Source organism: Brevundimonas sp., assembly GCF_965227765.1.
Classification (GTDB): Bacteria; Pseudomonadota; Alphaproteobacteria; order Caulobacterales; family Caulobacteraceae; genus Brevundimonas.
Genome location: NZ_OZ245778.1, coordinates 2,915,822 through 2,940,675 on the forward strand (window position 1 = coordinate 2,915,822; position 24,854 = coordinate 2,940,675).

19 protein-coding genes and 1 pseudogene are annotated in these 24,854 nt (G+C 68.1%); 18 read left to right on the forward strand and 2 right to left on the reverse strand.

What is annotated here, in order from left to right; translation table 11 throughout:
* Nucleotides 1–194: 194 nt before the first annotated feature.
* From ACO05L_RS14015 to ACO05L_RS14075, 13 genes and pseudogenes are all read left to right on the forward strand, one after another.
* Nucleotides 195–1,883: a sensor histidine kinase gene (locus ACO05L_RS14015; RefSeq protein ID WP_421729780.1), complete on the forward strand. Its 1,689-nt coding sequence runs from the start codon at nt 195–197 to the stop codon at nt 1,881–1,883.
* Between the two features lie 286 nt (nt 1,884–2,169).
* Nucleotides 2,170–3,822, forward strand: a complete 1,653-nt coding sequence (locus ACO05L_RS14020) for a class I adenylate-forming enzyme family protein (RefSeq protein WP_421729781.1) — start codon at nt 2,170–2,172, stop codon at nt 3,820–3,822.
* Nucleotides 3,819–4,538: an SDR family NAD(P)-dependent oxidoreductase gene (locus ACO05L_RS14025; protein ID WP_421729782.1), complete on the forward strand. Its 720-nt coding sequence runs from the start codon at nt 3,819–3,821 to the stop codon at nt 4,536–4,538. Before ACO05L_RS14020 ends, ACO05L_RS14025 begins: the two co-directional genes overlap by 4 nt.
* A 22-nt stretch (nt 4,539–4,560) precedes the next feature.
* Nucleotides 4,561–5,799, forward strand: coding sequence for a cytochrome P450 (locus tag ACO05L_RS14030; protein WP_421729783.1), 1,239 nt, complete (start codon nt 4,561–4,563; stop codon nt 5,797–5,799).
* Nucleotides 5,800–5,882: 83 nt separating this feature from the next.
* Nucleotides 5,883–6,596, forward strand: a complete 714-nt coding sequence (locus ACO05L_RS14035) for a TetR/AcrR family transcriptional regulator (protein WP_421729784.1) — start codon at nt 5,883–5,885, stop codon at nt 6,594–6,596.
* A 77-nt stretch (nt 6,597–6,673) separates the two neighbouring features.
* On the forward strand, nt 6,674–7,375 hold the full coding sequence (locus ACO05L_RS14040) for an SDR family oxidoreductase (RefSeq protein WP_421731699.1): 702 nt from the start codon (nt 6,674–6,676) through the stop codon (nt 7,373–7,375).
* Nucleotides 7,342–8,217 (forward strand): annotated as a pseudogene (locus ACO05L_RS14045) (alpha/beta fold hydrolase); the annotation flags it as partial. The gene ACO05L_RS14040 and the pseudogene ACO05L_RS14045, both read left to right, overlap by 34 nt.
* A 325-nt stretch (nt 8,218–8,542) precedes the next feature.
* Nucleotides 8,543–9,334, forward strand: coding sequence for an enoyl-CoA hydratase/isomerase family protein (locus ACO05L_RS14050; RefSeq protein ID WP_421729785.1), 792 nt, complete (start codon nt 8,543–8,545; stop codon nt 9,332–9,334).
* Between the two features lie 4 nt (nt 9,335–9,338).
* Complete coding sequence (locus ACO05L_RS14055) at nt 9,339–10,898, forward strand: acyl-CoA carboxylase subunit beta (RefSeq protein WP_421729786.1); 1,560 nt, start codon at nt 9,339–9,341, stop codon at nt 10,896–10,898.
* 4 nt (nt 10,899–10,902) lie between these two features.
* A complete protein-coding gene (locus ACO05L_RS14060) occupies nt 10,903–11,718 on the forward strand; it encodes a nuclear transport factor 2 family protein (protein ID WP_421729787.1) in 816 nt (271 codons plus the stop codon).
* Nucleotides 11,715–12,821, forward strand: a complete 1,107-nt coding sequence (locus ACO05L_RS14065) for an NADH:flavin oxidoreductase (protein WP_421729788.1) — start codon at nt 11,715–11,717, stop codon at nt 12,819–12,821. The genes ACO05L_RS14060 and ACO05L_RS14065 overlap by 4 nt, the downstream gene beginning before the upstream one ends.
* Entirely contained in the window at nt 12,818–14,605 is a 1,788-nt protein-coding gene (locus ACO05L_RS14070; protein WP_421729789.1) for an acetyl/propionyl/methylcrotonyl-CoA carboxylase subunit alpha, read from the forward strand. The genes ACO05L_RS14065 and ACO05L_RS14070 overlap by 4 nt, the downstream gene beginning before the upstream one ends.
* A 35-nt stretch (nt 14,606–14,640) precedes the next feature.
* On the forward strand, nt 14,641–16,023 hold the full coding sequence (locus ACO05L_RS14075) for an MFS transporter (RefSeq protein WP_421729790.1): 1,383 nt from the start codon (nt 14,641–14,643) through the stop codon (nt 16,021–16,023).
* A gap of 360 nt (nt 16,024–16,383) precedes the next feature.
* Here ACO05L_RS14075 and ACO05L_RS14080 read toward each other — a convergent pair whose 3' ends face one another.
* Nucleotides 16,384–18,555, reverse strand: a complete 2,172-nt coding sequence (locus tag ACO05L_RS14080; RefSeq protein WP_421729791.1) for a TonB-dependent receptor — start codon at nt 18,553–18,555, stop codon at nt 16,384–16,386.
* Nucleotides 18,556–18,750: 195 nt separating this feature from the next.
* Here ACO05L_RS14080 and ACO05L_RS14085 point away from each other — a divergent pair, with 195 nt between their 5' ends.
* Together ACO05L_RS14085 and ACO05L_RS14090 are read left to right on the forward strand one after the other, a co-directional pair.
* Nucleotides 18,751–19,824 (forward strand): phosphotransferase, encoded by a 1,074-nt coding sequence (locus ACO05L_RS14085; protein WP_421729792.1) that lies wholly within the window; start codon nt 18,751–18,753, stop codon nt 19,822–19,824.
* Nucleotides 19,821–20,579 (forward strand): SDR family NAD(P)-dependent oxidoreductase, encoded by a 759-nt coding sequence (locus ACO05L_RS14090; protein ID WP_421729793.1) that lies wholly within the window; start codon nt 19,821–19,823, stop codon nt 20,577–20,579. Before ACO05L_RS14085 ends, ACO05L_RS14090 begins: the two co-directional genes overlap by 4 nt.
* On the opposite strand, the gene ACO05L_RS14095 is transcribed toward ACO05L_RS14090, so the two are convergent.
* Nucleotides 20,576–21,676 (reverse strand): CaiB/BaiF CoA transferase family protein, encoded by a 1,101-nt coding sequence (locus tag ACO05L_RS14095; protein ID WP_421729794.1) that lies wholly within the window; start codon nt 21,674–21,676, stop codon nt 20,576–20,578. The two genes, ACO05L_RS14090 and ACO05L_RS14095, sit on opposite strands and share 4 nt — an antisense overlap.
* Nucleotides 21,677–21,855: 179 nt before the next feature.
* Between ACO05L_RS14095 and ACO05L_RS14100 the strand changes: the two genes are divergently transcribed.
* Genes ACO05L_RS14100 through ACO05L_RS14110 form a run of 3 tightly spaced genes read left to right on the forward strand, consistent with a single transcriptional unit; the run spans nt 21,856 to nt 24,852 of the window.
* The gene (locus ACO05L_RS14100) at nt 21,856–23,019 is read left to right on the forward strand and encodes an acyl-CoA dehydrogenase family protein (RefSeq protein WP_421729795.1); all 1,164 of its coding nucleotides are present in this window, start codon (nt 21,856–21,858) and stop codon (nt 23,017–23,019) included.
* Nucleotides 23,020–23,056: 37 nt separating this feature from the next.
* Nucleotides 23,057–24,064, forward strand: coding sequence for a zinc-binding dehydrogenase (locus ACO05L_RS14105; RefSeq protein ID WP_421729796.1), 1,008 nt, complete (start codon nt 23,057–23,059; stop codon nt 24,062–24,064).
* Nucleotides 24,065–24,069: 5 nt separating this feature from the next.
* Nucleotides 24,070–24,852: an SDR family oxidoreductase gene (locus ACO05L_RS14110; protein WP_421729797.1), complete on the forward strand. Its 783-nt coding sequence runs from the start codon at nt 24,070–24,072 to the stop codon at nt 24,850–24,852.
* The last annotated feature ends 2 nt before the right edge of the window (nt 24,853–24,854 follow it).

Below are 24,854 nucleotides of genomic sequence, written 5' to 3' on the forward strand. Positions count from 1 at the left end.
AGAACAATCGCATCCAGGACAGTCGGACCCGACTCAAGCGCGCCGTTAAGCACGACAGGACCGTCCGTCCCCAACAGATTGCGCGCCGTCCCCCTTAACAAGTCGCCTGACACGGGAGCGACCTCGCGCCGGTCATGTCGTGCGTCTAGTCTGGAAGGCTGCGCACCCCGCCTGAACCCTGATCTGGATTCTGCTTGAGCCTCGACCCTTCCACCCCTGCAGAAGGCGGCGCCACCGGCCTGCGGACCGTGGTGGCCTGGCATCTCGGCTGGGCCGTGGCCACGACGCTGCTGGCGGCCGCAACGGTCTGGCTGTGGTCGGGCGTCGAGGTGTCGGTGGTCACCGGCGTCGCCGTGATGATCATTCCCGGCCTGGCGGGCGTGGCCCTGCTGCGCGGCGACGGTCCCGGCCCGCGCGCCCTGCTCCTGGGCGTCTGGGCTCTGGCGACAGTGTCGAGCAGCGCGCTTTCCGGCGGGTTGAGCGGTTCCCTGGCCGGGTTCGCCTTCATGCCCCTGATCGTCGGCATCCTGCTGGGAGGACGAAGCCTGGCCATCGCGGGCGCGGGCGCCGTGGCCCTGACCGCATTGATCGGGCTCGGATCCCTGCTGCTCAGCGGGCCGGCGGCGGAGTTCGCCGGACTGGCCGCTGCATCGACGGTGTTGGCCGCCCTCGCCGCCGGCGTCGCCGTTTCTGCGCGCGCGTCTGGCGGATCAGACGCCGCAGCCCAGGCCTCAGCCCCGGAAGCTAACGACGCGATCCAGTATCTGTTGTCCGGCCAGCCCGCACTGACCCTGGTGATCGAGCGCACGGGCCGCGTCCTGGGGGCCTATGGCCATCCGCCGCCCGCCGTGGATGTCGAGGCCCTCTACGAACAGGGACTGATCGCCGCCATCCACGCGCCCGACCGGGCGGGGGTGCGCGCCGCCATGGATCAGGCTCTGGCGGGTGCGGACGGTCAGGCCGTCTTTGCGCCCCGCACCGCCCTGGATCGCCGCGTCAGCCTGGTGGTCCGGCGGCTGGACGATGCGGGCGAGACGCCGCGCCTGATCGCCCAGGCCTTCGACGGCACAGCCCAGTTCGCCCGCGAGGCCGGACTGGAGACCGCCCGCGTCGAGGCCGAGGCGCAGAACGCCGGCAAGTCCCGCTTCCTGGCCAATATGAGCCATGAGCTGCGCACCCCGCTGAACGCCGTGCTGGGCTTTTCCGACATCATGCGCCAGCGGCTGTTCGGGCCCCTGCCCGACAAATACGCCGACTACGCCGAGTCCATCCACCAGGCGGGCGGCCACCTGCTAGACCTGATCAATGACGTGCTCGACATGTCCAAGATCGAGGCTGAGCGTTACGAACTGTCGCTGGAGCGGCTGGACGCGCGCGAAGTGGTTTCGGCCGCCATCGCCCTGGTCCGGCTGTCGGCCAACGACAAGGGCGTCGAACTGGCCAGCGTCCTGCCCAACGAACCCCTGTCGGTGGATGCGGACCGCCGGGCGCTGAAGCAGATCAGCCTGAACCTGTTGTCCAACGCCATCAAATTCACGCCCGGCGGCGGGTCGGTGACCGTGACCCTGGACGCCATCGGGCCGTATCTGGAGATCGTCGTCGCCGACACCGGCGTGGGCATCGCGCCCGAGGATCTGCGTCGCCTGGGCCGCCCGTTCGAACAGGCAGGCGCCAATGCCCAGAGGGCGCAGGGCACCGGGCTTGGCCTGTCGCTGGTGCGCGCCCTGGCCGAACTGCACGGCGGGCGGATGACCATCGACTCGACCCTTGGCGAGGGCGCCGCAGTCACCGTGCGCCTTCCGGTCGTCGCCCTGGTCCGCCCCGCCGTTCCGGAAGGCGGCGCCGAGGTGATCGCCTTGCGGCCGGTCGAAGAGGTCGGCTGAAGGGTTCGGCCCGTCCTGTCCGCGCCTGCGACAAAGCCCCACGCCCTACGGCCTCGTCTGCGAGCATCCATTGCTCTGCGTCCTGCGACACCCAGATAAACAGGCTGACCGCCCAGAATCCCACACCGATATTCAACCAATCGGTTGGCAAATAAATCGAGGGTTTCGCCGCGTTCTTCTCTTGATGCCCGGCCATAGCTGACCTACCATTTGTTAGAGGCTCGATCCAACGCGCCCGTCCACGCACGACGTGGAGAGGAAACGAACACAAGGGCGACCCAGGCGTATGGCCGACACTGCAATTCTTCACGGCGCACCGACCAAGACCGTCGACATCCTGTTGACCGAACAGGCGGCCAAACAGCCCGACGCCCTGTTCGCAATCTTCCCCGGCGTGACCCTGACCTACGGCCAGGTCAACGAACGCGCCCGCGCCATGGCCAAGGGCCTGATCAAGTTGGGCGTGCGTCCAGGCGACCATATCGCCACCCTGATGCCCAATTGCGCCGACTGGGTGTTGGCCTATTTCGCCGGCCTGATGGCCGGCGCCGTCGTCGTCGCCCTGAACGCCCGCTACAAGCGTCAGGAGCTGGGCTATGCGCTGAAGCACAGCGACTGCCGCGTCCTGCTGACCACCGACCTGATCGCCGACCATGTCGATTTCGTCCCCCTGATCCGCGACTCGATCGAGGGCCTGAACGACCAGACCGACCCGGCCGCTCTGCGGCTGCCGAACACGCCCGCCCTGACGGCCATGGTGCTGATGGGCAAGGGCCGCCAGTCGCCCTTCCTCTCGACGGACGCCCTGATTGCCTTGGGCGACGGCGTATCCGACGCCGATGTCGACGACGCCCGCGCCCAGCGCCGCGTCGAGGACACCTCGACCATCATCTACACCTCGGGCACCACCTCGACGCCCAAGGGCTGCGAACTGACGCACCTGGGCATCCAGGCCAGTTGGTCCACCTTCGCCAACACCGTCAGCCTGCGGCCTGACGAGACGGTGTGGATGCCCATGCCCTTCTATCACACGGGCGGCGTCGGCCCGATGACGACGATCCTCGCCACGGGCGCGTCCTTCATGACCCAGCCCCACTACCAGGCCGAAGAGGCGGTCGAGCTGATCGAGAAACACCGGATCGCCCACCTCTATTCCGGCTTCCCGCCGCTTTCGATCACGGTCATCGAACACCCGCGCTTCAACAAGGAGAGCTTCAGCTTCGTCCGCTCGATGCTGAACGTCGGGCCCGAGGCCCTGCAGCGCCGCCTTCAGGCCGCCCTGCCCGACCACGCCGTGCTGTTGAACCTGTTCGGCATGACCGAGGGTTCGGGCATCGTCACCTTCGCCCGCTGGGACGCGCCGCTGGACGTGCGCGCGGTCTCCAGCGGCTATCCGCCCGAGAACACCCAGGTCCGCGTCTGTGACCCGGAGACCAATATCGAGGTCCCACCCGGTGCATCCGGCGAAATCCAGTTCCGCGGCGGCGGCGCCTTCAAATCCTACTATAAGGACCCGGAGGCCACGGCGGCCTCCATCCTGCCGGGCGGCTGGGTCAAGACCGGCGACCGGGGCCAGATGGACCCCGACGGCGCCCTGACCTTCCTGGGTCGCATCAAGGATATGCTCAAGGTCGGTGGCGAGAACGTCGCCGCCGCCGAGATCGAGGCCTTCATCCAGGGCCTGCCCGGGGTGAAGATCGTCCAGATCATCGGCATCCCGCACAAGCGGCTCAGCGAGGTGCCTGTCGCCTTCGTCGAGCGCGATCCGGGCTCGCAGATCACCGAGGCGGATGTCATCGCCGCCTGCAAGGGCGAGCTGGCCAACTGGAAGGTGCCCCGGCACGTCATCTTCGTCACCGACTGGCCGATGGGAACCACAAAGGTGCAGAAGTTCCGCCTGCCGGAGTATCTGCCCGCCGACCTGGTCGAAACAGCATGAGCCGCCCCGCCGCCTTCGCATCCGAACGCGGCGTCGCCCTGGTGACGGGCGCGGCCGGCGGCCTGGGCCAGGCCATCGTCCAGAGCTTGGCGGCGGAGGGATATCGCGTCGTCGGCGTCGATCTTCAGCCCGTCGAAGCGCCCGAACTGGTCGCCTCTTACGTCTGCGACCTTACCGATTTCGCGGCCGTACGCGCCATGCTGGATGCGGTGATCGCCGAGGTCGGCGTCCCGGCGGTGCTGGTCAACAACGCCGCCTATTACCGCTCGGCCTCCTTCTTCGACCTGTCCATGGAGCAGGTGGCGCGGACCCTGGCGGTCAATGTCGCCGCCCCCCTGTATCTGTGCCAACAGGTCGGCCTGGCAATGCGCGACAACGGCGGCGGGACCATCGTCAACGTCGCCTCCATCGCCGGCCGGCGCGGGTCCAGCCAGGTAGACTATGGGGCGTCCAAGGCGGCGGTCATCAACCTGACCACGACCCTGGCTCGCGTCCTGGCCCCGTTCAACATCCGCATCAACGCCGTGGCCCCGGCCCTGGTGGACGCCGGGATGGGGCCCAACATCGACCCCCGCGCCCGTCAGGCCTTCCTGGAACAGACGCCGCTGAAACGCGCCGCGAGGGCCCACGAAGTCGCCGACGTCATCACCTTCCTCGCCGGAAGCCGATCAACCTACGTCACCGGCGAGACCATCGACATACACGGCGGACTCTAAGATCCGCGCGAGGAGACGCAAGATGAGCATGACCCAGGAACGCACCCGCACCTGCCCCATGGGCGAAAGCGTCGTGGGCTTCGCCGACCGCGATCCCTTCGGCTTCTATGAGCAGCTACGCGAGGCCGGATCGCCGATCTGGGACGAACAGGCCAAGGCCTGGCTGGTGCATGACTTCGACCAGTGCCTGGCCGCCGAGCGCGACGAGAGCCGTTTCGCCAACGCCTATGTCTTCGCCGACGACACGGTGAAAGAGATCAAGGGCGGCGGCGCCAACATCACGCTGAGCCGCGACGGCGACCACGTCAAACTGCGCCGCTTCCACTTCAAGCTGCTGAGCGCCGCCAATATCGAGAGCTATCGCCAGAACCATATCGCCCCGGTCCTGGCCGCCTCTCTGGCGCGGCTGGACGGCAGGGAAACCGCCGAGCTGGCCGCCGACTACGCCGCCATCATCCCGGCGCGGGTCATCTGTTCGCTGCTGGGCATGCCGACCGACGACGACGCCATGGTCGCCGAAATCCTGGCCTGCAACGACGCCATCGTGGCCTTCATCGCCTCGGGCTATCGCGACCTGGACCTGAAGGAAAAGGCCCTAGCGGCGTCGCACCGGCTGAACGAGATGCTGCTGCCCTTCATCCGGGCGCGGCGGGAAAATCCGGCCGACGACTTCATCAGCCGCGTCTGGCGCGAAGCGCCCGATTTCGGCATCGACCTGGACGAGGCGGGCGCCCTGGGCATCTGCCGCGAGCTGTTCTTCGCCGGGTCGGACACGACCGTGCACGGCATCGCCAACGCCCTCTATCTGGTGCTGGCCGATCCCAAGGTCATGGCTGCGGCCCGCGACAGCGAGGCCGCCCTGTCCGCCGTGGTCGAGGAATCCCTGCGGCTGATGAGCGTGGTCCAATTCCGCCACCGCTTCTGCATGCAGGACACCGAGGTGGGCGACACCACGGTGAAGAAGGGCGAGATGATCATCCTTCTGCACGCGGCGGCCAATCGCGACCCCGAACGCTTCCCCTGCCCCGCCGAGGTCGATCTGGAACGGCCCGAGCCGACCGGCCACCTGGCCTTTGCTCGCGGGACCCGATCCTGCGTCGGTTCATCCTTGGCGCGAACCGAGATGATGGAGGCGACCAAGCAAATTATTGAACGATTCCCGAATTTGCACTTGGACCCTTCGGCCGAACCCCCTAGCTTCCGAGCCCTCTACATGCGCTCGATGGGCCCGTTGAACGTGATTCTCGGACCCTCGGCGTGAAGCAGGAGCTAGAGTTTTTGGCCGCAGCCAAACCGCCCGTAGACCATGGAAAGCCGCCCCGCCGGGCGCGCGCCGGTAGTCAGTTGTCCCAGGAACGCTGGCAGCAGATCCTCGAGGTCGCCACCCGTCTGTTCAAGCAGAACGGCTTCGCCGGCACCTCGATGCAGATCGTCAGCGACGAGGTCGGCCTGCTCAAGGGCAGCCTCTACTATTACGTGTCCTCCAAAGAGGAGCTGCTGTTCGAGGTGCTGCGCGACCTGCACCTGGGCGGGGTCCAGATCATCGAGGACATCGCCTTCGATTCCGCCGATCCCCTGGGCGAACTGACCAGCTATCTGCGCCGCCTGACCATCTATGCCGGCGAGCATCGCGACCGGCTGCGGATCTTCCTGCGCGACTTCCATTTCGTGCCGGCGGCCCAGCAGGAAAAGATCATCGCCGAGCGCGACATGTACGAACGCGCCGCCTTCCGCCTGATCGAGGAAGGCAAGGCTGCGGGCCTGATCGACCCGTCGATCAACTCCAAGGTCGCGGCCTTCGCCATCCTGGGCTCCACCTCCGTGACCCACGAATGGTATCGCCCCGACGGCCCGACCGCGCTGGAGACCATCGGCGAACAGGTGGCCGCGACCATCGTCGCCGGCCTGAGACACGCCGTCGTCGCCAAGCCCAAGCCCAAGAAACGCGCGGCCAAGGCGCCGGTCGTGGCCGCTGCCGAACCCGTAGCCAAGGCGGCGTCGAAAGCCGCACCCAAGGCCCCCACGAAGGCCAGGACCGCCAAGCGCCAGCCGGCCTGAGGGCCGTCATGTCCGCACTCTTCAGACTGGACGGGCGCACCGCGCTCGTGACCGGCGGCGCCCATGGTCTGGGCCGGATGATCGCCGAAGCCTTATTGCAGGCCGGCGCCCGCGTCATCATCACCTCACGAAACAACGCCGCCCTCGCCGCCGCCGAGATGCGCGCCATGGGCGACTGCGACGGCATCGACGCCGACCTGTCCAGCCCCGCCAGCGCCGTCGCCCTGGCCGATGCGGTCAAGGCGCGGGTCGAGACCCTGAACATCCTGGTCAACAACGCGGGCCGGACCTGGGGCGCGCCGCTCGACGCCTATCCGGATGAGGCCTGGGACGCGGTCATGCCGATCAACGTCCAGGTCCCCTTCACCCTGGTGCGCGACCTGCTGCCGGTGCTGGAGGCGGCGGGCACGGCCAGCGATCCCGCCCGCATCCTGAACATCGGCTCCATCGCCGGAAACTCGGTGCACCGGCTGTCGGCCTATGCCTACACGGCCAGCAAGGCGGCGCTGCACCACCTGACCCGCGAACTGGCGTCCGACTTAGCCCGACGCCACGTCGCCGCCAACATCATCGTGCCCGGCTGGTTTCCCACCGACATGACCGCCGAGGTGCGCGCCGACGCCGACAAGACCGCCGCCACTCTGAAGAAGATCCCGTTCAGCCGGTTCGGCACGGCGGCCGAGATCGGGGCGGTCGCCGTCTTCCTGGCCTCGCCGGCCGCCGCCTATATCACCGGCGCCGAAATCCCCGTCGATGGAGGGATCAGCGGATGTCGCTGACAGCGAAACCAACAACCCTGCGGCTTCAGGGCGACGGCCTGACCCTGGTCGCCGACGCCTGGGGCGACCCGTCTGCGCCCGCCGTGGTCTTCGCCCATGGCGGCGGACAGAGCCGCAGTGCTTGGGGCGCCACCGCCCGCATCATGGCCCAGGCGGGATATTACGCCGTGTCGCTGGACCTGCGCGGCCATGGCGCCAGCGACTGGGCGCCCGACGGCGACTATAGCTTCAACGCCTATGTGCGCGATCTGGCGGCCGTCATCGCGCAAGTCGGCGGACGCGCGGCCCTGATCGGCGCCTCTCTGGGCGGACGGGCGTCTCTGCTGATGGCCACCACCCATCCCGAGAAGGTCGCCGCCATCGTCCTGGCCGACGTGACCCCGCGCATGGACGAGAATGTCGCCGACGAAATGCGGGTCTTCTTCCACGCCTCGGCCGAAGGGTTCGACAGTCTGGAAGCGGCGGCGGCGACCCTGGCCTCGCTGGCCGCGCACGGCCGCCCGCCCGAGCCGGAACGGCTGCGCGGCAATATGCTGGAGCAGGACGGCCGCTTCTTCTGGCGCTGGGACCCGCGTTTCGTCGAGGACCGTTTCGTCCGGGACGAGGCTCAGCTGGGCCTGCTGGAAACCAGCGCGGCCGAACTGACCACGCCGACGCTGATGATCCGCGCCGGGCTCAGCACCGTGGTGCGCCAGGAGCATGTCGACCACTTCCTGTCGATCGCGCCCCACGTCGAGGCCCATGTCGCCCCCGGCATCGGCCATATGCTGACCGGCGACGCCAACGACGCCTATGCGCCCCTGGCCCTGGCCTTCCTGCAACGGGTCTATCCGGCCGGTTAGGGCCTCTGATGAAGTCGCACTGAACAGAATACCGCGTCATCCTGGGCCTTGTGCCCAGGATCCAGAAACACCGCTCTGCACGGTATGCGCGGCTGTCGGAACGCGGCCACATCGCGTCCCAGCGTCGGCACGGGGAGTCTGTATCCTCGGGACAAGCCCGAGGATCACGGATGGAGCCGCCGGTTGACCCTCCCACGGGCAACGCTCTCACGCCATTCTACCGACCGTTTGTTTTTGTGCGATCATCCCTTGCCGATGATTCTAACAAACGGTAGAAATGCTGGAACGACGTATAGCAACGAACGTCGAGCAGGGAAGGGCCGTCATGACGCCGCATCGAATTGGCGATCTGAATATCGAGCGCGCGGACGGCATCGCCGTCCTGACCATCGACCGCCCGACCAAGCTGAACGCCCTGACCAACGCCTTCTGGGCCGACCTGCGCGCGGCCCTGACCCTGGTCGAGACGGACGGCCAGACGCGCGTCGTGATCCTGACCGGCGCGGGCGAGAAGGCCTTCAGCGCCGGCGGCGACATCGCCGGTTTCGCCGACATGGACGGCGGCCAGACGCAGATGCGCGCCTTCCAGCTGGACGCCATGGCCGGCTTCGGCGCCATCGAGCGCTCGCCCCTGACGGTGATCGCGGCGGTCAACGGATATGCGCTGGGCGGCGGCTGCGAACTGACCCTGGCCTGCGATTTCGCCATCGCGTCCGAGACCGCGACCTTTGGCATGCCCGAGGCGGCGCTCGGCCTGATCCCCGGTTTCGGCGCCATCCGCGCCCCTGAAGTCATCGGCCGCCCGATGGCCAAATACATGGTCGCCACCGGCGCCCGCATCTCGGCCCAGCGTGCGCTGGAGGTCGGCCTGGTCCAGTCGGTGGTCGCGCCCTCCGCCCTGATGAACGAGGCCCGCGCCCTGGCCGCCCGTGTCGCCGCCCAATCCCCCTACGCCCTGTCGGTCGGCAAGCGCCTGATGAACCGCCAGATCGACCAGACCGCCTTCGACTACTCGGTCGAGGCCATCACCATGCTGCAATGCTCGGACGACCGGGCCGAGGGCGTCACCGCCTTCGTCGAACGCCGCGCACCCCGCTTCGGCGGCGAAAAGGCCTGACATCATGACCGACACCAGCACCCCCACGATGCAGGACCGCATCACCGAACTGCGTCAGCGCCAGTCGCGCGCCCTGGAAATGGGCGGCGAGGTCGGCCTGGCCAAGCACCGCGCCTCGGGCCGCCTGCCGGTGCGCGAGCGGGTCGAGATGCTGATCGACGAGGGCAGCTGGTTCGAGATCGGCGCCCTGGGCCTGCCCGAACTGCGCACGGCCAAGCACGTTCCGGGCGACGCGGCGGTGACCGGCTTCGCCACCCTGGACGGCCGCAACATCGGCGTCATCGGCATCGATTCCTCGGTTCTGGCCGGCACCACGGCGCCGACCTCGATGCGCAAGCAGGGCCGCCTGATCGAGATCGCCCAGAAGAACGGCTATCCCATCGTCCTGCTGTGCGACGCCGACGGCGGGCGCATTCCCGACGTCATGGGCTGGCGCTTCAGCCACCTGCCGCTGGACTTCAAGACCTTCCTGAAGCCGACCGACGGCGGCCCCATCGTGCCGCGCGCGGCGGCGGTGCTTGGCCCCTCCTATGGCGACAGCGCCCTGCACGCCTCGACCGCCCATTTCGTCTGCATGACGCGGTCCAGCTCCCTGGCCCTGGTCGGCCCGTCGATCGTCGAACAGGCGACCGGCGAGGTCCTGACCGACACGGATCTGGGCGGACCGGACAAGGCCCTGGCCATCGGCAACGCCCACATGGCGGTCGAGACCGAGGCCGACGCCATGAACGCCCTGGCCGCCTTCCTGTCCTTCCTGCCGGCCAACTCCAACCTGCCGGCGCCGGTCGCTCCCGCCCGCGCGCCCCGCACTGACCCGGCCGAGCTGGAGCACATCGTGCCCCTGGGCAAGAAGTCGGGCTACGACATGCGCCGGGTGATCGAGGCCATCGCCGACGCCGACAGCGTCCTGCCCTGGGCCGACGAATGGGGCGCGTCCCTGCTGACCTGCCTGGCGCGGCTGGACGGCAATCCGGTTGGCATCATCGCCAACCAGCCGGTGGTCAAGGCCGGCGCCCTGGACGCCCACGCCCTGTCCAAGGAGCTGGATTTCGTCGACCTGTGCGACACCTTCAACCTGCCCATCATCTTCCTGCACGACGTGCCCGGTCTGATGGTCGGCAGCGAGGCCGAGCGCAGCGGCATCCTCAAGGTCTATGAAAAGCTGGCCCTGCGCATCTCGACCGCGACCGTGCCCAAGCTGGGCGTGGTCATCCGCAAGGCCTACGGCGGCGGCCACTTCGCCATGGGCGGACGCCCGACCCACCCCGACTTCCTGTTCGCCTGGCCCAGCGCCGAACTGGGCTTCATGGCCCCCGAGACCGGCGTGCGCACCATCTATCGCCGCAAGCTGGAAGAGGAGTTCGAGCGCGGCGGCATCGCGGCGCGCGACGCCCTGGCCGAGTCCCTCGAGGTCGAATGGACCGCCGAGTCCGAACCCTGGGAAGCCGCCGCCCACCTGTCGATCGACGACGTGATCGAGCCGGGCCAGACCCGCAGCAAGCTGATCCAGGCGCTGAACTTCGCCTGGGGCGAGCGTCCCCGTGTGTCCAGCAGCAAGGGCTGATCGCATGACCCGCACCCTGTCCGTCGCCGACGGCCCCGCCTTCCTGCGGCTGATGAAGCACTACGTCGTGGACTACACCAACAGCCACGATCAGGCCGAAACCGCCAAGATCATAGAGCCCGACTACCACCTGCGCATGGGCCCCTATGACGTGGTCGGGCGCGACACCGCCTATCACGCCGCCACCCGCAAGCAGATGGACCAGTTCCCCGGCCTGGGCCTGACTGTGCATGAGGTCTGGACCTCGGGCGAGCGGCTGATGATGCGCTTTTCCGAACACGGCGCCTCGAACCGCCACGACGGGGCCCTGACCGCCTGGGGCGGCATTGGCCTCTATCGCTGGAACGGCGACCGGCTGGTCGCCAACTCGGTCGAGCAGGACTATTTCTCGCGCGCCCGCCAGATGAAGACCCGCGTGCCCAACCCGGTCGAAGGCCCCGCCATCGCGCCCTGGGACACCCCTGCCGAGGCCCCTGACGCGAGCGCAGAAGCCGTGGTCCGCGCCTGGCTCGAAGCCGGCGATCTGGCCCGCACGCCCGGCGTCCTGTGCGACGACGCCTGGACGGGCGCCGAGGTCGAGGCCGCGGTCGATCAGACCGAGATCGCCATCAACGACCTCTTCTCATGCGGCGCCCATGTCGCCTTCCACGCGACGCAGAAGGGCGGCCTTTCGGCCGACTTCGCCCCGACCCCGGCCGATGTCGGCAAGGCGGTCGAGCTGCATATGGCGGGCATCGTCCATGTCGAGAACGGCGCCGTCGTCTCGGGCCGGATCATCCGCAACCGACTGGACCTGCAACGCGGGGTCGCCGCGAAATGAGCGACCTGTCCGCCCTGTTCGCGCCGTTCGAGGGCGGCGGCCTGAAGCTGAAGAACCGCATCGCCATGGCGCCGATGACGCGCTGGAAATCGCCGGAGCAGACGCCGGGTCCGGACGTCGCGGCCTATTATCGTCGCCGCGCGGAACACGACGTCGGCCTGATCATCACCGAGGGCACGACCCTGGATCATCCGGTATCGTCCCACTCCGAGCGCATCCCCGCCTTTCACGGCGCGGCGCTGGACGGCTGGCGCCGCGTGGTCGATCAGGTGCACGAGGCGGGCGGCAAGATCGCGCCCCAGATCTGGCACGTCGGCGTCATGCGCAGTCCCGGCGACGACTATCCCAACGCCCACCTGCCCAGCGCCTCGCCCTCCGGCCTCTACAAGGCGGGTGGCAAGACCGTGGCGCCGTCTCTGACGAAAGCCGAGATCCGCGACATCGCCGACAGCTATGCCCGCGCCGCCGAGAGCGCCCGCGCCATCGGCTTCGACGCCGTCGAGGTGCATGGCGCCCACGGCTATCTGCTGGATCAGTTCCTGTGGGACGCGCTGAACCAGCGCGACGACGAATACGGCGGCGACGCCGTCGCGCGGACCCGTTTCGCGGTCGAGATCATCGCCGCCATCCGCGCCGCCATCGGCCCCGACTTCCCCCTGATCCTGCGCGTGTCGCAATGGAAGCAGCAGGACTATTCGGCCCGCCTGGCCGACACGCCCGAACTGTTCGGCGCCATCCTGAAACCCATTTCCGAAGCCGGCGTGGACATCTTCCACGTCTCGCAACGCCGCTGGTGGGAGCCCGAGTTCGAGAGCTCGGCCATGAACGGCGCCGGATGGGTCAAGCGGCTGACAGGCAAGCCCGTGATCACGGTCGGCAGCGTCGGCCTGGCAGGAGCCATGTCGGTGCGCGACCTGAATGAAGAGGCCAAAATCTCCACCGATCTGGGGCCGCTGGCCGACCGGGTCGCGGCCGGAGAGTTCGACATCGTCGCCGTCGGACGGGCGCTGCTCAGCGACCCCGAATGGGCGAGCAAGATCAAGGAGGGCCGCCTCGATGCGTTGCGGCCCTTCGACAAGACCACGCTTGAGGTGCTGCTTTGACGATCACATCCGTTCTGGTCGCCAACCGAGGCGAGATCGCCGTCCGCATCATCCGCGCCTGCCGGGAGCTGGGCGTGCGCGCCATCGCCGTGCACAGCGAGGCCGACGCCGGCGCCCTGTGGACCCGTCTGGCCGACGAGGCCGTGAACATCGGCCCGGCGCCCGCGCGCGATTCCTATCTGAACATCGAGGGCCTGATCGCGGCGGCCAAATCGACCGGCGCGGACGCCGTGCACCCCGGCTATGGCCTGCTCAGCGAAAGCCCCGAGTTCGCGGCCGCCGTGGTCGATGCGGGCCTGCGTTTCGTCGGCCCCTCGGCCCAGGTCATCGCCACCATGGGCGACAAGGTCGAGGCCCGCAAAGCCGCCGTGGCCGCCGGCCTGCCTGTCCTGCCCGGTTCTGACGGCGTGGTCGAAGGCTTCGACGACGCCATCGTCCACGCCCGCCGGATCGGCTGGCCCATCGCGGTCAAGGCCAGCTTCGGCGGCGGCGGACGCGGCATGCGCGTGGCCCATGGCGAAGACGATCTGAAGGCGGCGCTGGAACAGGCGACGCGCGAGGCCTCGGCCGCCTTCGGGCGCGGCGAGATCTATCTGGAGCGCTATCTGGTCCGCCCGCGTCACGTCGAGGTCCAGGTGCTGGGCGACGGCCATGGCGCCCTGATCCATCTGGGCGACCGCGACTGTTCGGTGCAGCGCCGCCACCAGAAACTGATCGAGGAGGCCCCCGCCCCGGCCCTGTCCGAGGCCTTGCGCGCCCGCATCCTGGACGCCGCCGTCACCCTGGCCAAAAGCGTCGGTTACGAAAGCGCCGGCACGGTCGAGTTCCTGGCCGACGTGGCCAATGACGCCTTCTATTTCCTGGAGATGAACACCCGGCTGCAGGTCGAGCACGGGGTGACCGAACTGGTCACCGGCATCGACATCGTCACCGCCCAGATCCGCGTCGCGGGCGGCGCGCCCCTCGGCATCCAGCAGGCCGATGTGGCGACCAACGGCTGCGCCATCCAGGCCCGGATCTCGGCCGAGGACCCGTGGGAGAACTTCCGCCCCGCCCCCGCGCGGATCGACGACCTGCGTCTGCCCGGCGGTCCCTGGCTGAGGACCGACTTCGGCGTCGAGACCGGCGACAACATCCCCAACTTCTACGATTCCATGTTCGGCAAGGTGCAGGCCTGGGGCCGCACGCGGGAAGAGGCGCGCGCGCGCCTGGCCCAGGCGCTGGACGCCCTGGTCGTGGCCGGCCCTGTCACCACCGCCCCCTATCTGCGCCAGTTGCTGGACACGCCCGACTTCGCCGCCGCGACCCACGACACGGGCTCGGTCGAGCGTGACTGGCTGCCCGTCGAGGATGACCGGCCCGCGCCCGTCATCGCCGCCACGCCCCCGGCCGACGCAGCCCCTTCCGCCTCGATTTCCGAACGCATCGTCAGCGCCCCCTGGGGTGGTCAGCTGGTCGACGTCTCGGTGTTCGGCGTCCGCACCGCGCGCAGCGCCTCAGCCGTCGCCGGAACCCAGCTGGATCGGCGCAGCGCGTCGGGCGGCTCGGGCGGCCCAGACATCCTGGCCCCCATGGACGCGGCCGTGGCGCACACGCCCGTCGCCGTCGGCGACCGGGTCGCCAAGGGCGCCGCCGTTCTGGTGCTCGAGGCCATGAAGATGGAGGTCGTCCTGTCCGCCCCGCACGCGGGGGTGCTGGAAGCCCTGCACGTCGGCGTCGGCGACGCCGTCAAATCGGGCGCGGTCATCGCCGTCGTCCGCGCGGACCTGTCAGCGCCAGAGTGAAGACCTCGGCAGATTGAACATCGGGAGAGTGAGACATGAGCGTGCCTGAACCGACGGCCGGCGCGGCGGTCAAACCCACCCCCATGAATGGCGGCTACGCCTGGGCGGTGCTGGTCATGCTGACCGCCGCCTATACCGTTTCCTTCATCGACCGGCAGGTACTGAACCTGCTGATCGACCCGATCAAGATGGACCTGGGCGCCACCGACACCCAGATGAGCCTGCTGCAAGGCCTGGCCTTCATCATCGCCTATATCGCCTTCATCCCCATCTTCGGGCGCCTGGCCGACACGCGAAACCGGCGCAATCTGGTGGTGTTCGGGGTGGTGACCTGGAGCGCCTTCACCATCCTGTGCGGCTTTTCGACCAACCTGGAGACCCTGTTCTTCGGGCGGGCGGGCGTCGGCGCCGCAGAGGCGGCCCTGGGGCCGGCGGCCTGGTCGATCATCTCGGACTATTTCACCAAGGAGAAGCTGCCCCGCGCCATGAGCGTCTTCCTCATGGGACCCTATCTGGGCGGCGGGCTGGCGCTGATCTTCGGCGGCCTGGTCATCGGCTCGGCGACGGTGTTGTCCCAGACGGTGCCGGCCCTGTCGAACTTCTCGGCCTGGCAGCTGACCTTCATCTTCGTCGGCGCGCCCGGCATCGTGCTGGGCCTGGCCATGCTGATCATGCGCGAACCGCCGCGTCAGGCCACAGCGGGCGCGGCTCTGGACGATCGTCAGTTCTCGCTGGGCGAGGCCGCCGCCTTCATCTGGGAGCGCCGCGCCTTCTATCTGCGCTTCTTTGCGGCCATGGCCCTGGTGACGGTGGTCCTCTACGCCCTGCCCGCCTGGATGCCCTCGGTGCTGATCCGCAACTATGGCGCCGACGCCGGCAACGTCGGCCTGGTCTTCGGCGCCCTGGTGCTGCTGATGGGATCGCTGGGCGTGCTGAGCGGCCCTGTGGTCGGCGCCCTGATCCGCAAGCGGGGCCACAAGAGCTCGGTCATCATCTGCGTGGTGATTGCGGCGGTGGCCCTGGTTCCGATCACCGCCATGATCCCGTTCGCACCCAGCTATGCGGCGATCATGGCCGTCGCGGCCCTGGCCACCTTCTTCTACAGCTTCCCCCAGGCCATGTCGGCCTCGGCCCTGCAGGTGGCGACGCCCAACCGGATGCGCGGCGTGGTGACCTCGATCTACACCTTCATCCTGTCAGGCTTCGGCCTGGGGGTGGCGCCGACCCTGGTGGCCCTGCTGACAGACTTCGTGTTCCGCGATCCGGCGCACGTGAACCAGTCCCTGGCCATCGTCTGCGCCGTCAGTGCCGCGCTTGCCGCCTGGCTGGGCTGGGGCGCCCTGCCCCACTTCAGAAAGGCCCTGGAGGCCGAAGAAGCCGAGACGGCCCGGCTGGCGGCGCAGCAGGCCTCGACCTGATCCGCACCCACTCTTTGCGTGCGTGACCATGAGGCGCGCCGGCATCCGCCGGCGCGCCTTTTCGTTTGAGACGGGGGAGCCTTCCCCATCCTCGGACCTGTCCCGAGGATCCAGACTTCCGGCGCCCGCGGTTGGGGCCAGTCGGTCGATCAGGCATCTGCCGTAGCGCGTCAGCCGCCCTGGGCTTCCCGATGCAAAGTCAAAGGACAAACCGTGGGTCTGGATCCTCGGGACAGGCCCGAGGATGACGGAGGGTGTGGTGGACAATCCCACCCCCGCCTCCGCCCAACCGCCAGACAAAGAAAAGGCGCGACAGCCGAAGCCGTCGCGCCCTGAGTTTCGGAGAGGAGTGCCGGGGGTCTAGTAGCGCGCTTGCAGGCGGATGCCGAAGGTGCGCGGTGCGGCGGGGAAGCGGTTCTCACCCAGGAAGCCGAGGGTCGAACCCCAGGGCGAATATTCTTCCTCGGTCAGGTTCTTGCCCCAGACAGTGACGGTCCAGACGCCGGTCGGGTTGGTGTAGGCCACGCTGGCGTCCACCAGGGTGTAGGCGTCCTGCTGCAGCAGGTTGGTGTCGTCATAGAAGTAATCGCCGGTGTACTGGGCGGCGGCGCGGGCGACCAGCTGGGCGCCGTCTTCCATGTTGTGCTCATAACGTGCGGCGATGGTTCCGGTGTTCTCCGGGATCCGCACGAACTTGCGCGAGCCGGGATCGATGACGCCCAGGAACTCGTCGTATTGAGCGTCGGTGTAGCCATAGGCGGCCGTCAGTTCGAAGCCGTTGGTGACGATGGCCGTGACCTCGACCTCGGCGCCGGTGACGGTGGCGGCGGCGGCGTTGAACACGGACTGGACGACACCGGCCGACTCGCTGACGCCCAGGACGGTGCGTTGCAGGTCGTCATAGGTGTTCTGGTAGGCGGCCAGGTTTACGCGCAGGCGGCGGTCGAACAGGTCGCCCTTGTACCCGATTTCATAGGCCGTGACCTCTTCGGCCCGGTAGGGCTCGATCAGGGCGGTGCCGCGCAGCGAGAAGCCGCCGCTGCGGAAGCCGCGCGTCGCCGACGCATAGACCAGCTGGTTGTCGTCGATGTCATAGCCGACGCTGATGCGCGGCGAGATGTTGTCGTCCTTCGTGGTCAGCGGGCCGGTGAAGGTGCAGGTTTCCCAGTCCAAGGAACAGGCGCCGAAGGCCGCCGCCGAGGCGGTCTTGGTTTCTTCGGTGTAGCGAACGCCCGCCGTCACCGTCAGCTTGTCGGTGATGTTGAAGTCGGCGTCGACGAAGGCGGCGAAGCTGTCGTTGTCCAAGTGCGACCGGGTGGCGATGTTCGTCAGGTCGTTGTTCAGGCTGCGGCGTTCGCGGAAGTCGAACTTCTGGTCGAAGTAGTAGAGGCCGACCGTATAGCTGAGGAAGTTGTTCACATCGGCGGCGAAGCGCAGTTCGGTGCTGAACTGCTCCTGATCCTGGGCGATCTGCTGCAGGAAGCCGGCGCTGGGCGTGCCGTCATAGTCGGTGACAACGCGGGTCGAGACGTTGCGCACGCCGGTGACCGAGGTCAGGACGCCGCCGAAGACATCCCAGTTGGCCTCGATCACGCCGAGGAAGACGTCGACGTCGTTCGAGCCGGGCTCGTTGTAGGCCACCTCATAGAAGTCGTCCGAGGTCACGAAGCCTTCGGTCGTCGGCAGGTTGGGCGTGCATCCAGGGATGGTGCAGGGCGCGATGCCGCGCGAGACGGTGGGGTCGCCCGTGTCGGAATACCATTCCGCCAGGGCTGTGACCGAGAAGGTCGGCGAGGCTTGCCAGGTCAGGCTGGGGCGGACGATGTAGGAATCGCTCTCGCCATAGTCGCTGCCCGTGACGGTGTTGGTGAAATAGCCGTCCAGGCGGCGGGTCTGCACGGCCAGACGACCGGCCAGCTTGTCGCCGATCAGGGGGCCGGTGATGACGCCCGAGGCTTCCTTGGCGCCGTAGTTGCCGATGCCGATCGTGCCTTCACCGCTGGGGTTGAAGCTGGGGCGGGCGCTGCGGACCGAGACGGCGCCGCCGGTGACGTTGCGGCCGAACAGGGTGCCTTGCGGACCGCGCAGGATTTCCACGCCTTCCATGTCGAACAGTTCGTTCAGGGCGCCGTAGTTGGAGCCCCAGTAGATGCCGTCCTGGAAGATGCCGACGGCGGGTTCGTCCGACGGGGTCGAGCCCGAGACGCCCATGCCGCGAATGGCGAAGTTCTGCACGCCCTTCTGCGACGACGGCTGAAGCGAAACACTGGGAGCCATCCGGCCAACGTCGGTCAGATCCTTGACGCCGGCTTCTTCAAGCTGCTGGGCGCCGAATGCGGTGGCGGCGATGGGCGTGTCCTGCAGGGCCTCGCCCGAGGCGCGCTTGCGCGACACCACGACGATGTCGTCGAGTCGCGACACGGAGTCCTGGCCGGCGTCGGTGGTGGTCTGGGCCATGGTCGGCGCAGCGGCCATCGACATGGCGACAGCCGCAAGCCCGGAGGCCAGCATCAACTGGGACTTTCTGGTCATGTTCGTTTTTCCCTTCCCTGGAACGTGGTCAAAACTACGTGGCTTTGACCCATCGTTTGGTGGATTAGGTTTGATGGGGTTTCGGAACTTTGGCAAGCCGGAAGATGTAATCCTATCGTCCAGTTGGTAGATTTTTTGCCGCAGTCGACCTATCACCGAGGCTTGAACGGCAAGAGCCGCACCCAGGAAAGCGTCATGACGAACCCTCATTTCCACCTGCCCCGCACCCTGGAAGAGGTCGACGCGGCCTGGCTGACGGCGGCTCTGGGCCAGAGATTCCCCGGCGTCGAGGTGCGTACCGTCACCTTCGGAACGGCGGTTCGCGCCACCGGCACCAAGCTGCGGATGTTGCTGGAATACAATGACGCAGGCCACCGCCATCGCCTGCCTGCGACGATGTGGTTCAAGGGCGGATACGAGGCGCATTCGGACCACGTCCGCACCTCTCACGCTCGCGAAAGCCTATTCTACGCCGAGATCGAACCGCTGGGTCTGGTCAACGCACCGAAGTGCTATTTCGCCAGCGTCGATGACGACAGCGGCTTTGGCGTTCAGCTGATCGAGGATCTGCTGGTTCGGAACGCCAGCTTCGGCGACGCGCGCAAGCCGGTCTCCGTCGCCGCCGCCACCGAGGCCCTGAACCAGCTCGCCCGCCTGCACGCCCATCGCTGGAATGCGCCAGACCTCCACCGTCTGGGCGAGGTCGGCGGATCCCTGGCCACCGACGGCATCGTCCTTCGGATCATGCGTGACGGCGCGTGGGAGAAATCCATGACCGCCCCGGTCGCCGCCGCCCTGCCCCAGGCCTTCCACACCTATGCGGCGGCCGAGGCCGGCATGGAGCGGCTGTGGGCGCTGGACCGGGCGTCACAGCATCTGTGCATGGTTCACGGCGACGCCCACCCCGGCAATCTGTTCTTCGAACACGACGGCACGCCGGGCTTCCTGGACTGGCAGCGCTTCATGCAGTCGGACTGGGCCCACGACGTCAGCTACTTCCTGATCGGCAGCATGGATGCCGAGGAATGCGCGGCCCACGAGCGCGATCTGGTCGCCCACTATCTGAAGGCCCTGAGCGCCCAGGGCGTCGCCGCGCCGTCGTGGGACGAAGCCTGGCTCAGCTATCGCCGCCACGCCATGTACGGCCTGGTCTGGAACGTCGTGCCCCCGACCATGCAGCCGGCCGAGGTCTGCGAGATGGAGGCTTTGCGCTTCAACGCTGCGGTCAAGCGGCTCGACACCCATGACGCCCTGTTCGGTGCAGCATGACCATGCGGGTCGTCATCACGGGAGCCTCCAGCGGCATCGGCCTGGCGCTGGCGCGACTGATCCCCGAGCGCAATCCCGGCGCCCGGATGGTGCTGGTCGGGCGAGACGCGGCCCGGCTTGAGGCGGCGGCGGCCGAGGCGCCGGGCGCCGTTTCCGTCGTCGCGGACCTGTCCGATCCGGCCGCGGCCCAGACCATCATCGACGCCGCCGTCGCGGAGATGGGCGGCGTGGACGGCGTGGTCTCGAACGCCGGGGCCATCTATCCCGGCGCCCTGGCCGACATGGCGTTCGAGGATTTCGAGCGCGGCTTCACCGTCAATGTCCACGCCACCTTCCGCCTGGCCCAGGCCGCCTATCCGCACCTGAAGGCCTCGCGCGGCGCCATCATCGCCACGGGATCCCTGGCGGGCCGCAACGCCTCGCCGACCCTGGGGTCCTACAGCGCCAGCAAGGCGGCCCTGGCCATGCTGATGGCCCAGCTGGCCCTAGAATGGGGACCGGACGGCATCCGCAGCAACTGCGTCTCGCCCGGCACGGTGATGACCGGGATCAACGACCATATCTACGCCGACCCGGCCAACCGCGATTCACGCGCAGCCCGCATTCCGCTGCGCCGCCTGGGCGCGCCCGAGGACATCGCCGAGGTGATCCATTTCCTGCTCAGGCCCGAGGCGAGCTTCGTGTCGGGCGTGGACCTGATGGTGGACGGCGGCGCCGACCGGATGCTGATGCCGCTCTATCTGGCGCCGGCCTAGCCGCCCCAGCGGCCCAGGGCGTCGTCGATCGACAACAGGCCACGACGCCCTGCATCGATGCCGGTCACGGTCTGGGAAAAGCGCGGCGCGGGCGCGGGCTGGGTCACGCCGTCGTTGCTGACCAGGGTCTCGCGTCCGCGATTGTGCGGATGGTCGGCCGCCTCGCTGAAGCTCAGCACCGGCGAGACGCAGGCGTCGGTGTCGCGGAAGACCTCGTCCCACTGATCGCGCGTGCGGGTCATGAAGGCGGCGGCGAAGGCGGCCTCCATTTCGGGCCAGCCGGCGGGGTCGTACTGGACGAACCGATCCGGCGCGATCTCCAGCCCCTTCAGCAGTTGGGCGAAGAACTGCGGCTCCAATGGCCCCACCGCCACATGGCCGCCGTCGGCGCAGGCGTAGCAGCGATAGAAGGGCTTGGACCCGTCCAGCAGATTGGCGCCGCGCTGGTCGCTCCACAGGCCGCTGGCGGTGAAGGCGTGGAAGAAGCTGGTCAGGGCGGCTGTGCCGTCGGTCATGGCCACATCGACCACCTGGCCCAGGCCGGTCGAGCGCGCGCTGATGATGGCCGACAGCATGCCGACGATGGCGAACATGGCGCCGCCGCCATAGTCGCCGACCAGATTGAGCGGCGGGATCGGGGGAACATCGGGGCTGCCCATGGCGTGCAGGGCGCCGGTGATGGCGATGTAGTTGATGTCGTGCCCGGCGCGGGGCGCCAGCGGTCCGACCTGGCCCCAACCGGTCATGCGCGCGAACACGAGGCGCGGATTGCGCTCCAGACAGACCTCCGGCCCCAGCCCCAGCCGCTCCATCACGCCGGGACGAAAGCCCTCGATCACGGCGTCCGCCTGGTCGATCAGGGCCAGGGCGCGGTCGCGGTCCTGGGGCGACTTCAGGTCCAGATGGACGTGCTTGCGGTTGCGGTGGAGCACCGATCCGCCGGTGTCGTCCCAGGCCTGGCCCGAGTTGGGCGCCCGGGCGATACGCACGATCTCGCAGCCCAGGTCGGCCAGAATCATGGCCGCCAGCGGAACCGGCCCAATGCCGTCCATCTCGACGATACGGACGCCGGAAAGGGGGCCTGCGGATTGGGTCATGGATCCTCGCATTCGGTTGCTGCGGCTCCGACTTGCACCGGTTTTGGCCAAAGCCGCCAGAAGAAATCTGCTTACATCTGCCAAACGATAGGTTGATAAATCGATTGCAAACTTTCAGAAGGATCGCATGATCGCGGCGTGAACAACGACGCGTTGGATAGCGCACCCAGGAAACGACCATGGATTTCGGACACTCAGAAGAACACCGCGCCTTTCAGGAAACCGTGAAGCGGTGGGTCGACGCGGAGATCCCCAAGAGCTGGGCGCGCGAGCTTGAAAAGGACGAACACAACTACCCCCACGCGCTGTGGGAGAAGTTCACCGAGGCCGGTTTCCACGGCGTCGGCATCTCCGAGGACTATGACGGTCAGGGCGGCGACGTCCTGATGCAGATGATCCTGGCGCGCGAGCTGGCCCGGTCGCTGGGCGGACTGGCCTGGATCTGGGGCATCACCTCCTTCGCCGGCTCCAAGTCGCTGGGCCTGTACGGCACCGACGAGCAGAAGAAGAAGTACCTGCCCCTGATCGCGACCGGCCAGCTGAAGGCGGCCATCGCCTTCACCGAGCCCGGCGGCGGCACCGACCTGCTGGGCGGCATGACCACCAAGGCCGTCAAGGTCGATGGCGGCTGGAAGATCAGCGGCGAGAAGATCTGGAGTTCATCGGCCCACGTCGCCGACCGTCTGCTGGTCCTGGCCCGCACCACCGAGGCCGGCGAGAAGAAGCATCAGGGCCTCAGCCTGTTCTGGGTCGACGCCAAGACGCCGGGCGTGAAGATCACCCCCCTGGCCAAGCTGGGCATGCGCTCGATGGGGTCGTGCTCGATCCACTTCGAGGACGCCTTCTGCGCCGACGAGGACGTGATGGGGACGCCGGACAAGGCCTGGTACACCCTGCTGCCGACGCTGAACAACGAGCGGATCATGGTCGGCTCCTTCTGCCTGGGCGTCATGGATGGCGTGCTGGAAGACGCCATCGACTACATGAAGGAGCGCAAGGCCTTCGGAAAACCGATCGGCCAGTTCCAGGCGCTGCAGCACTATGTCGCCGACATCGCCACCTGGCGCACGACCACCGAACTGCTGGTCAACTATGCGGCCTGGAAGATGACGACGGGCCAGGACTGCGGCCTGGAATCCAACATGGTCAAGCTGGTCGCGTCGGAGAACGCCAACAAGGCGGCCGACCTGGGCATCCAGATCCTGGGCGGCATGGGCTATTCGGCCGAGACCGACATGCAGCGCTACTGGCGCGACAGCCGCCTGTGGCGGATCGGGCCGATCACCAACGAGATGGTCCGCAACGGCATCGCCGAAAGCCTCGGCCTGCCCCGCTCCTTCTGACCTGACCGTCGGCCTTCTGATCTGATCGGATACCCATATGCGCGCACTCACCCTGACCACCGCCGACGGCCTCGGCGCGGCCAAGCTGGACACCGTCCAGACCCCTGAGCCCGGCCCCGGCCAGGTCCGGGTGGCGCTGAAGGCGGCGGCCCTGAACCACCGCGAACTGTGGATCGCCAAGGGCATGTATCCGGGCATGACCCTGCCCGCGACCATGGGCTGCGACGGCGCAGGCGTGGTCGATGCGGTGGGCGACGGCGTGGACGCGGGCCTGATCGGGCGCGAGGTCGTCTGCTATCCCGGCATGAACTGGGGCGAGGATCCGCGCTGGCCGGCGCCCGCCTTCGCGCTTCTGGGCATGCCCGGTCCGGGCACGGTGGCCGACGCTATCGTCCTGGCCGCAGAGGACGTGCTGACCAAGCCCGCCCATCTGGACTTCGCCCAGGCCGCCGCCCTGCCCCTGGCTGTCCTGACGGCATGGCGCGGCCTGGTCACCAAGGCCGAGCTTCAGGCGGGCGAGAAGGTCCTGATCACCGGCGTCGGCGGCGGCGTCGCCCTGGCGGCCCTGCAACTGGCCGTGGCCATGGGCGCCGAGGTCTATGTCACCTCGGGCTCGGACGAGACCATCGCCAAGGCCGTCGAGCTCGGCGCCAAGGCCGGCTTCAACTACAAGGACGACGCCTGGAAGAAGGCCCTGGGCAAGACCTCCGGCGGCATCGACGTGGTGTTCGACGGCGCGCCGGCCAGTGGCTATCCGGCCTATGGACGCTCGCTAAACCTGGGCGCCCGCGTCGTGGTCTATGGCTCGACCGGCGGCATGGCCTTCCAGGTCAATGCGCCTGAGCTGTTCTTGAAGAACATCCGCCTGATCGGCACCAATGTCGGCAATCGCGCCGAGCTGGAAGCCGCCCTGGCCTTCGTGTCGGAAAAGGCCATTGTGCCCACCATCGACCGTCGCTTCCCCATCGACCAGGCGGTCGAGGCCCTGCATCACCTCGAAGACAACCACGCCTTCGGCAAGGTCGTCATCGACATCGCGGACTGACCCTTATGACCAGCACCCTGTTCGACCTGACCGGCAAGCGCGCCCTGATCACCGGCGGCGCCCAGGGCCTGGGGCGGATGATCGCCGAGGGTCTGCTGCGCGCCGGCGCCCAGGTGGCCATCACCTCGCGCAAGGCCCAGATCGTCGAACAGGCGGCTGAAGAGATGTCGGTTCTGGGGTCCTGCACCCCCTTCGTCGCCGACCTGTCCACGCCAGAGGCCGCCGTCGATCTGGTCGCCCGATACCGCGCCCATACGGATGGTCTGGACATCCTGGTCAACAATGCGGGCAAGACCTGGGGCGAGGCCATCGAGACCTTCCCCGACCGCGCCTGGCCCGGCGTCATGGCCGTCAACGTCCAGACGCCGTTCAAGATGGTGCAGGAGCTTCTGCCCGAACTGACGGCAAGCGGCGCCGGCGGCGACCCGTCGCGGGTCATCAACATCGGCTCGGTCGCGGGCAAGGTGATCGAGCCGCTTCAGGCCTATTCCTATTCGGCGTCCAAGGCCGCGATCCATCAGCTCAGCCGCCAGCTGGCCACCGACCTGGCCAGCCGCAACATCACGGTCAACGCCATCCTGCCGGGCTTCTTCCCCACCTCGATGACGGCCCACCTGCGCGACGCCGACGGCGCGCCGTCGGGCATGCTGGACAATCATATCCCGCTGAACCGCATGGGCCGTCCCGACGACATCGCGGGCCTGGTGGTCTTCCTGTCCTCGCGCGCGGGCAGCTATGTCACCGGCGCGGAAATCCCCGTCGATGGCGGCATCACCGGCTGTCGGTAGGC

Bases quoted from the DNA above. Each gene is read 5' to 3' on its own strand.
- ACO05L_RS14020 (WP_421729781.1), top strand. From the start codon at position 2,170: ATGGCCGACACTGCAATTCTTCACGGCGCACCGACCAAGACCGTCGAC.
- ACO05L_RS14025 (WP_421729782.1), top strand. From the start codon at position 3,819: ATGAGCCGCCCCGCCGCCTTCGCATCCGAACGCGGCGTCGCCCTGGTG.
- ACO05L_RS14030 (WP_421729783.1), top strand. From the start codon at position 4,561: ATGAGCATGACCCAGGAACGCACCCGCACCTGCCCCATGGGCGAAAGC.
- ACO05L_RS14040 (WP_421731699.1), top strand. From the start codon at position 6,674: ATGATCGCCGAAGCCTTATTGCAGGCCGGCGCCCGCGTCATCATCACC.
- ACO05L_RS14050 (WP_421729785.1), top strand. From the start codon at position 8,543: ATGACGCCGCATCGAATTGGCGATCTGAATATCGAGCGCGCGGACGGC.
- ACO05L_RS14055 (WP_421729786.1), top strand. From the start codon at position 9,339: ATGACCGACACCAGCACCCCCACGATGCAGGACCGCATCACCGAACTG.
- ACO05L_RS14060 (WP_421729787.1), top strand. From the start codon at position 10,903: ATGACCCGCACCCTGTCCGTCGCCGACGGCCCCGCCTTCCTGCGGCTG.
- ACO05L_RS14065 (WP_421729788.1), top strand. From the start codon at position 11,715: ATGAGCGACCTGTCCGCCCTGTTCGCGCCGTTCGAGGGCGGCGGCCTG.
- ACO05L_RS14075 (WP_421729790.1), top strand. From the start codon at position 14,641: ATGAGCGTGCCTGAACCGACGGCCGGCGCGGCGGTCAAACCCACCCCC.
- ACO05L_RS14080 (WP_421729791.1), bottom strand. From the start codon at position 18,555: ATGACCAGAAAGTCCCAGTTGATGCTGGCCTCCGGGCTTGCGGCTGTC.
- ACO05L_RS14085 (WP_421729792.1), top strand. From the start codon at position 18,751: ATGACGAACCCTCATTTCCACCTGCCCCGCACCCTGGAAGAGGTCGAC.
- ACO05L_RS14090 (WP_421729793.1), top strand. From the start codon at position 19,821: ATGACCATGCGGGTCGTCATCACGGGAGCCTCCAGCGGCATCGGCCTG.
- ACO05L_RS14095 (WP_421729794.1), bottom strand. From the start codon at position 21,676: ATGACCCAATCCGCAGGCCCCCTTTCCGGCGTCCGTATCGTCGAGATG.
- ACO05L_RS14100 (WP_421729795.1), top strand. From the start codon at position 21,856: ATGGATTTCGGACACTCAGAAGAACACCGCGCCTTTCAGGAAACCGTG.
- ACO05L_RS14105 (WP_421729796.1), top strand. From the start codon at position 23,057: ATGCGCGCACTCACCCTGACCACCGCCGACGGCCTCGGCGCGGCCAAG.
- ACO05L_RS14110 (WP_421729797.1), top strand. From the start codon at position 24,070: ATGACCAGCACCCTGTTCGACCTGACCGGCAAGCGCGCCCTGATCACC.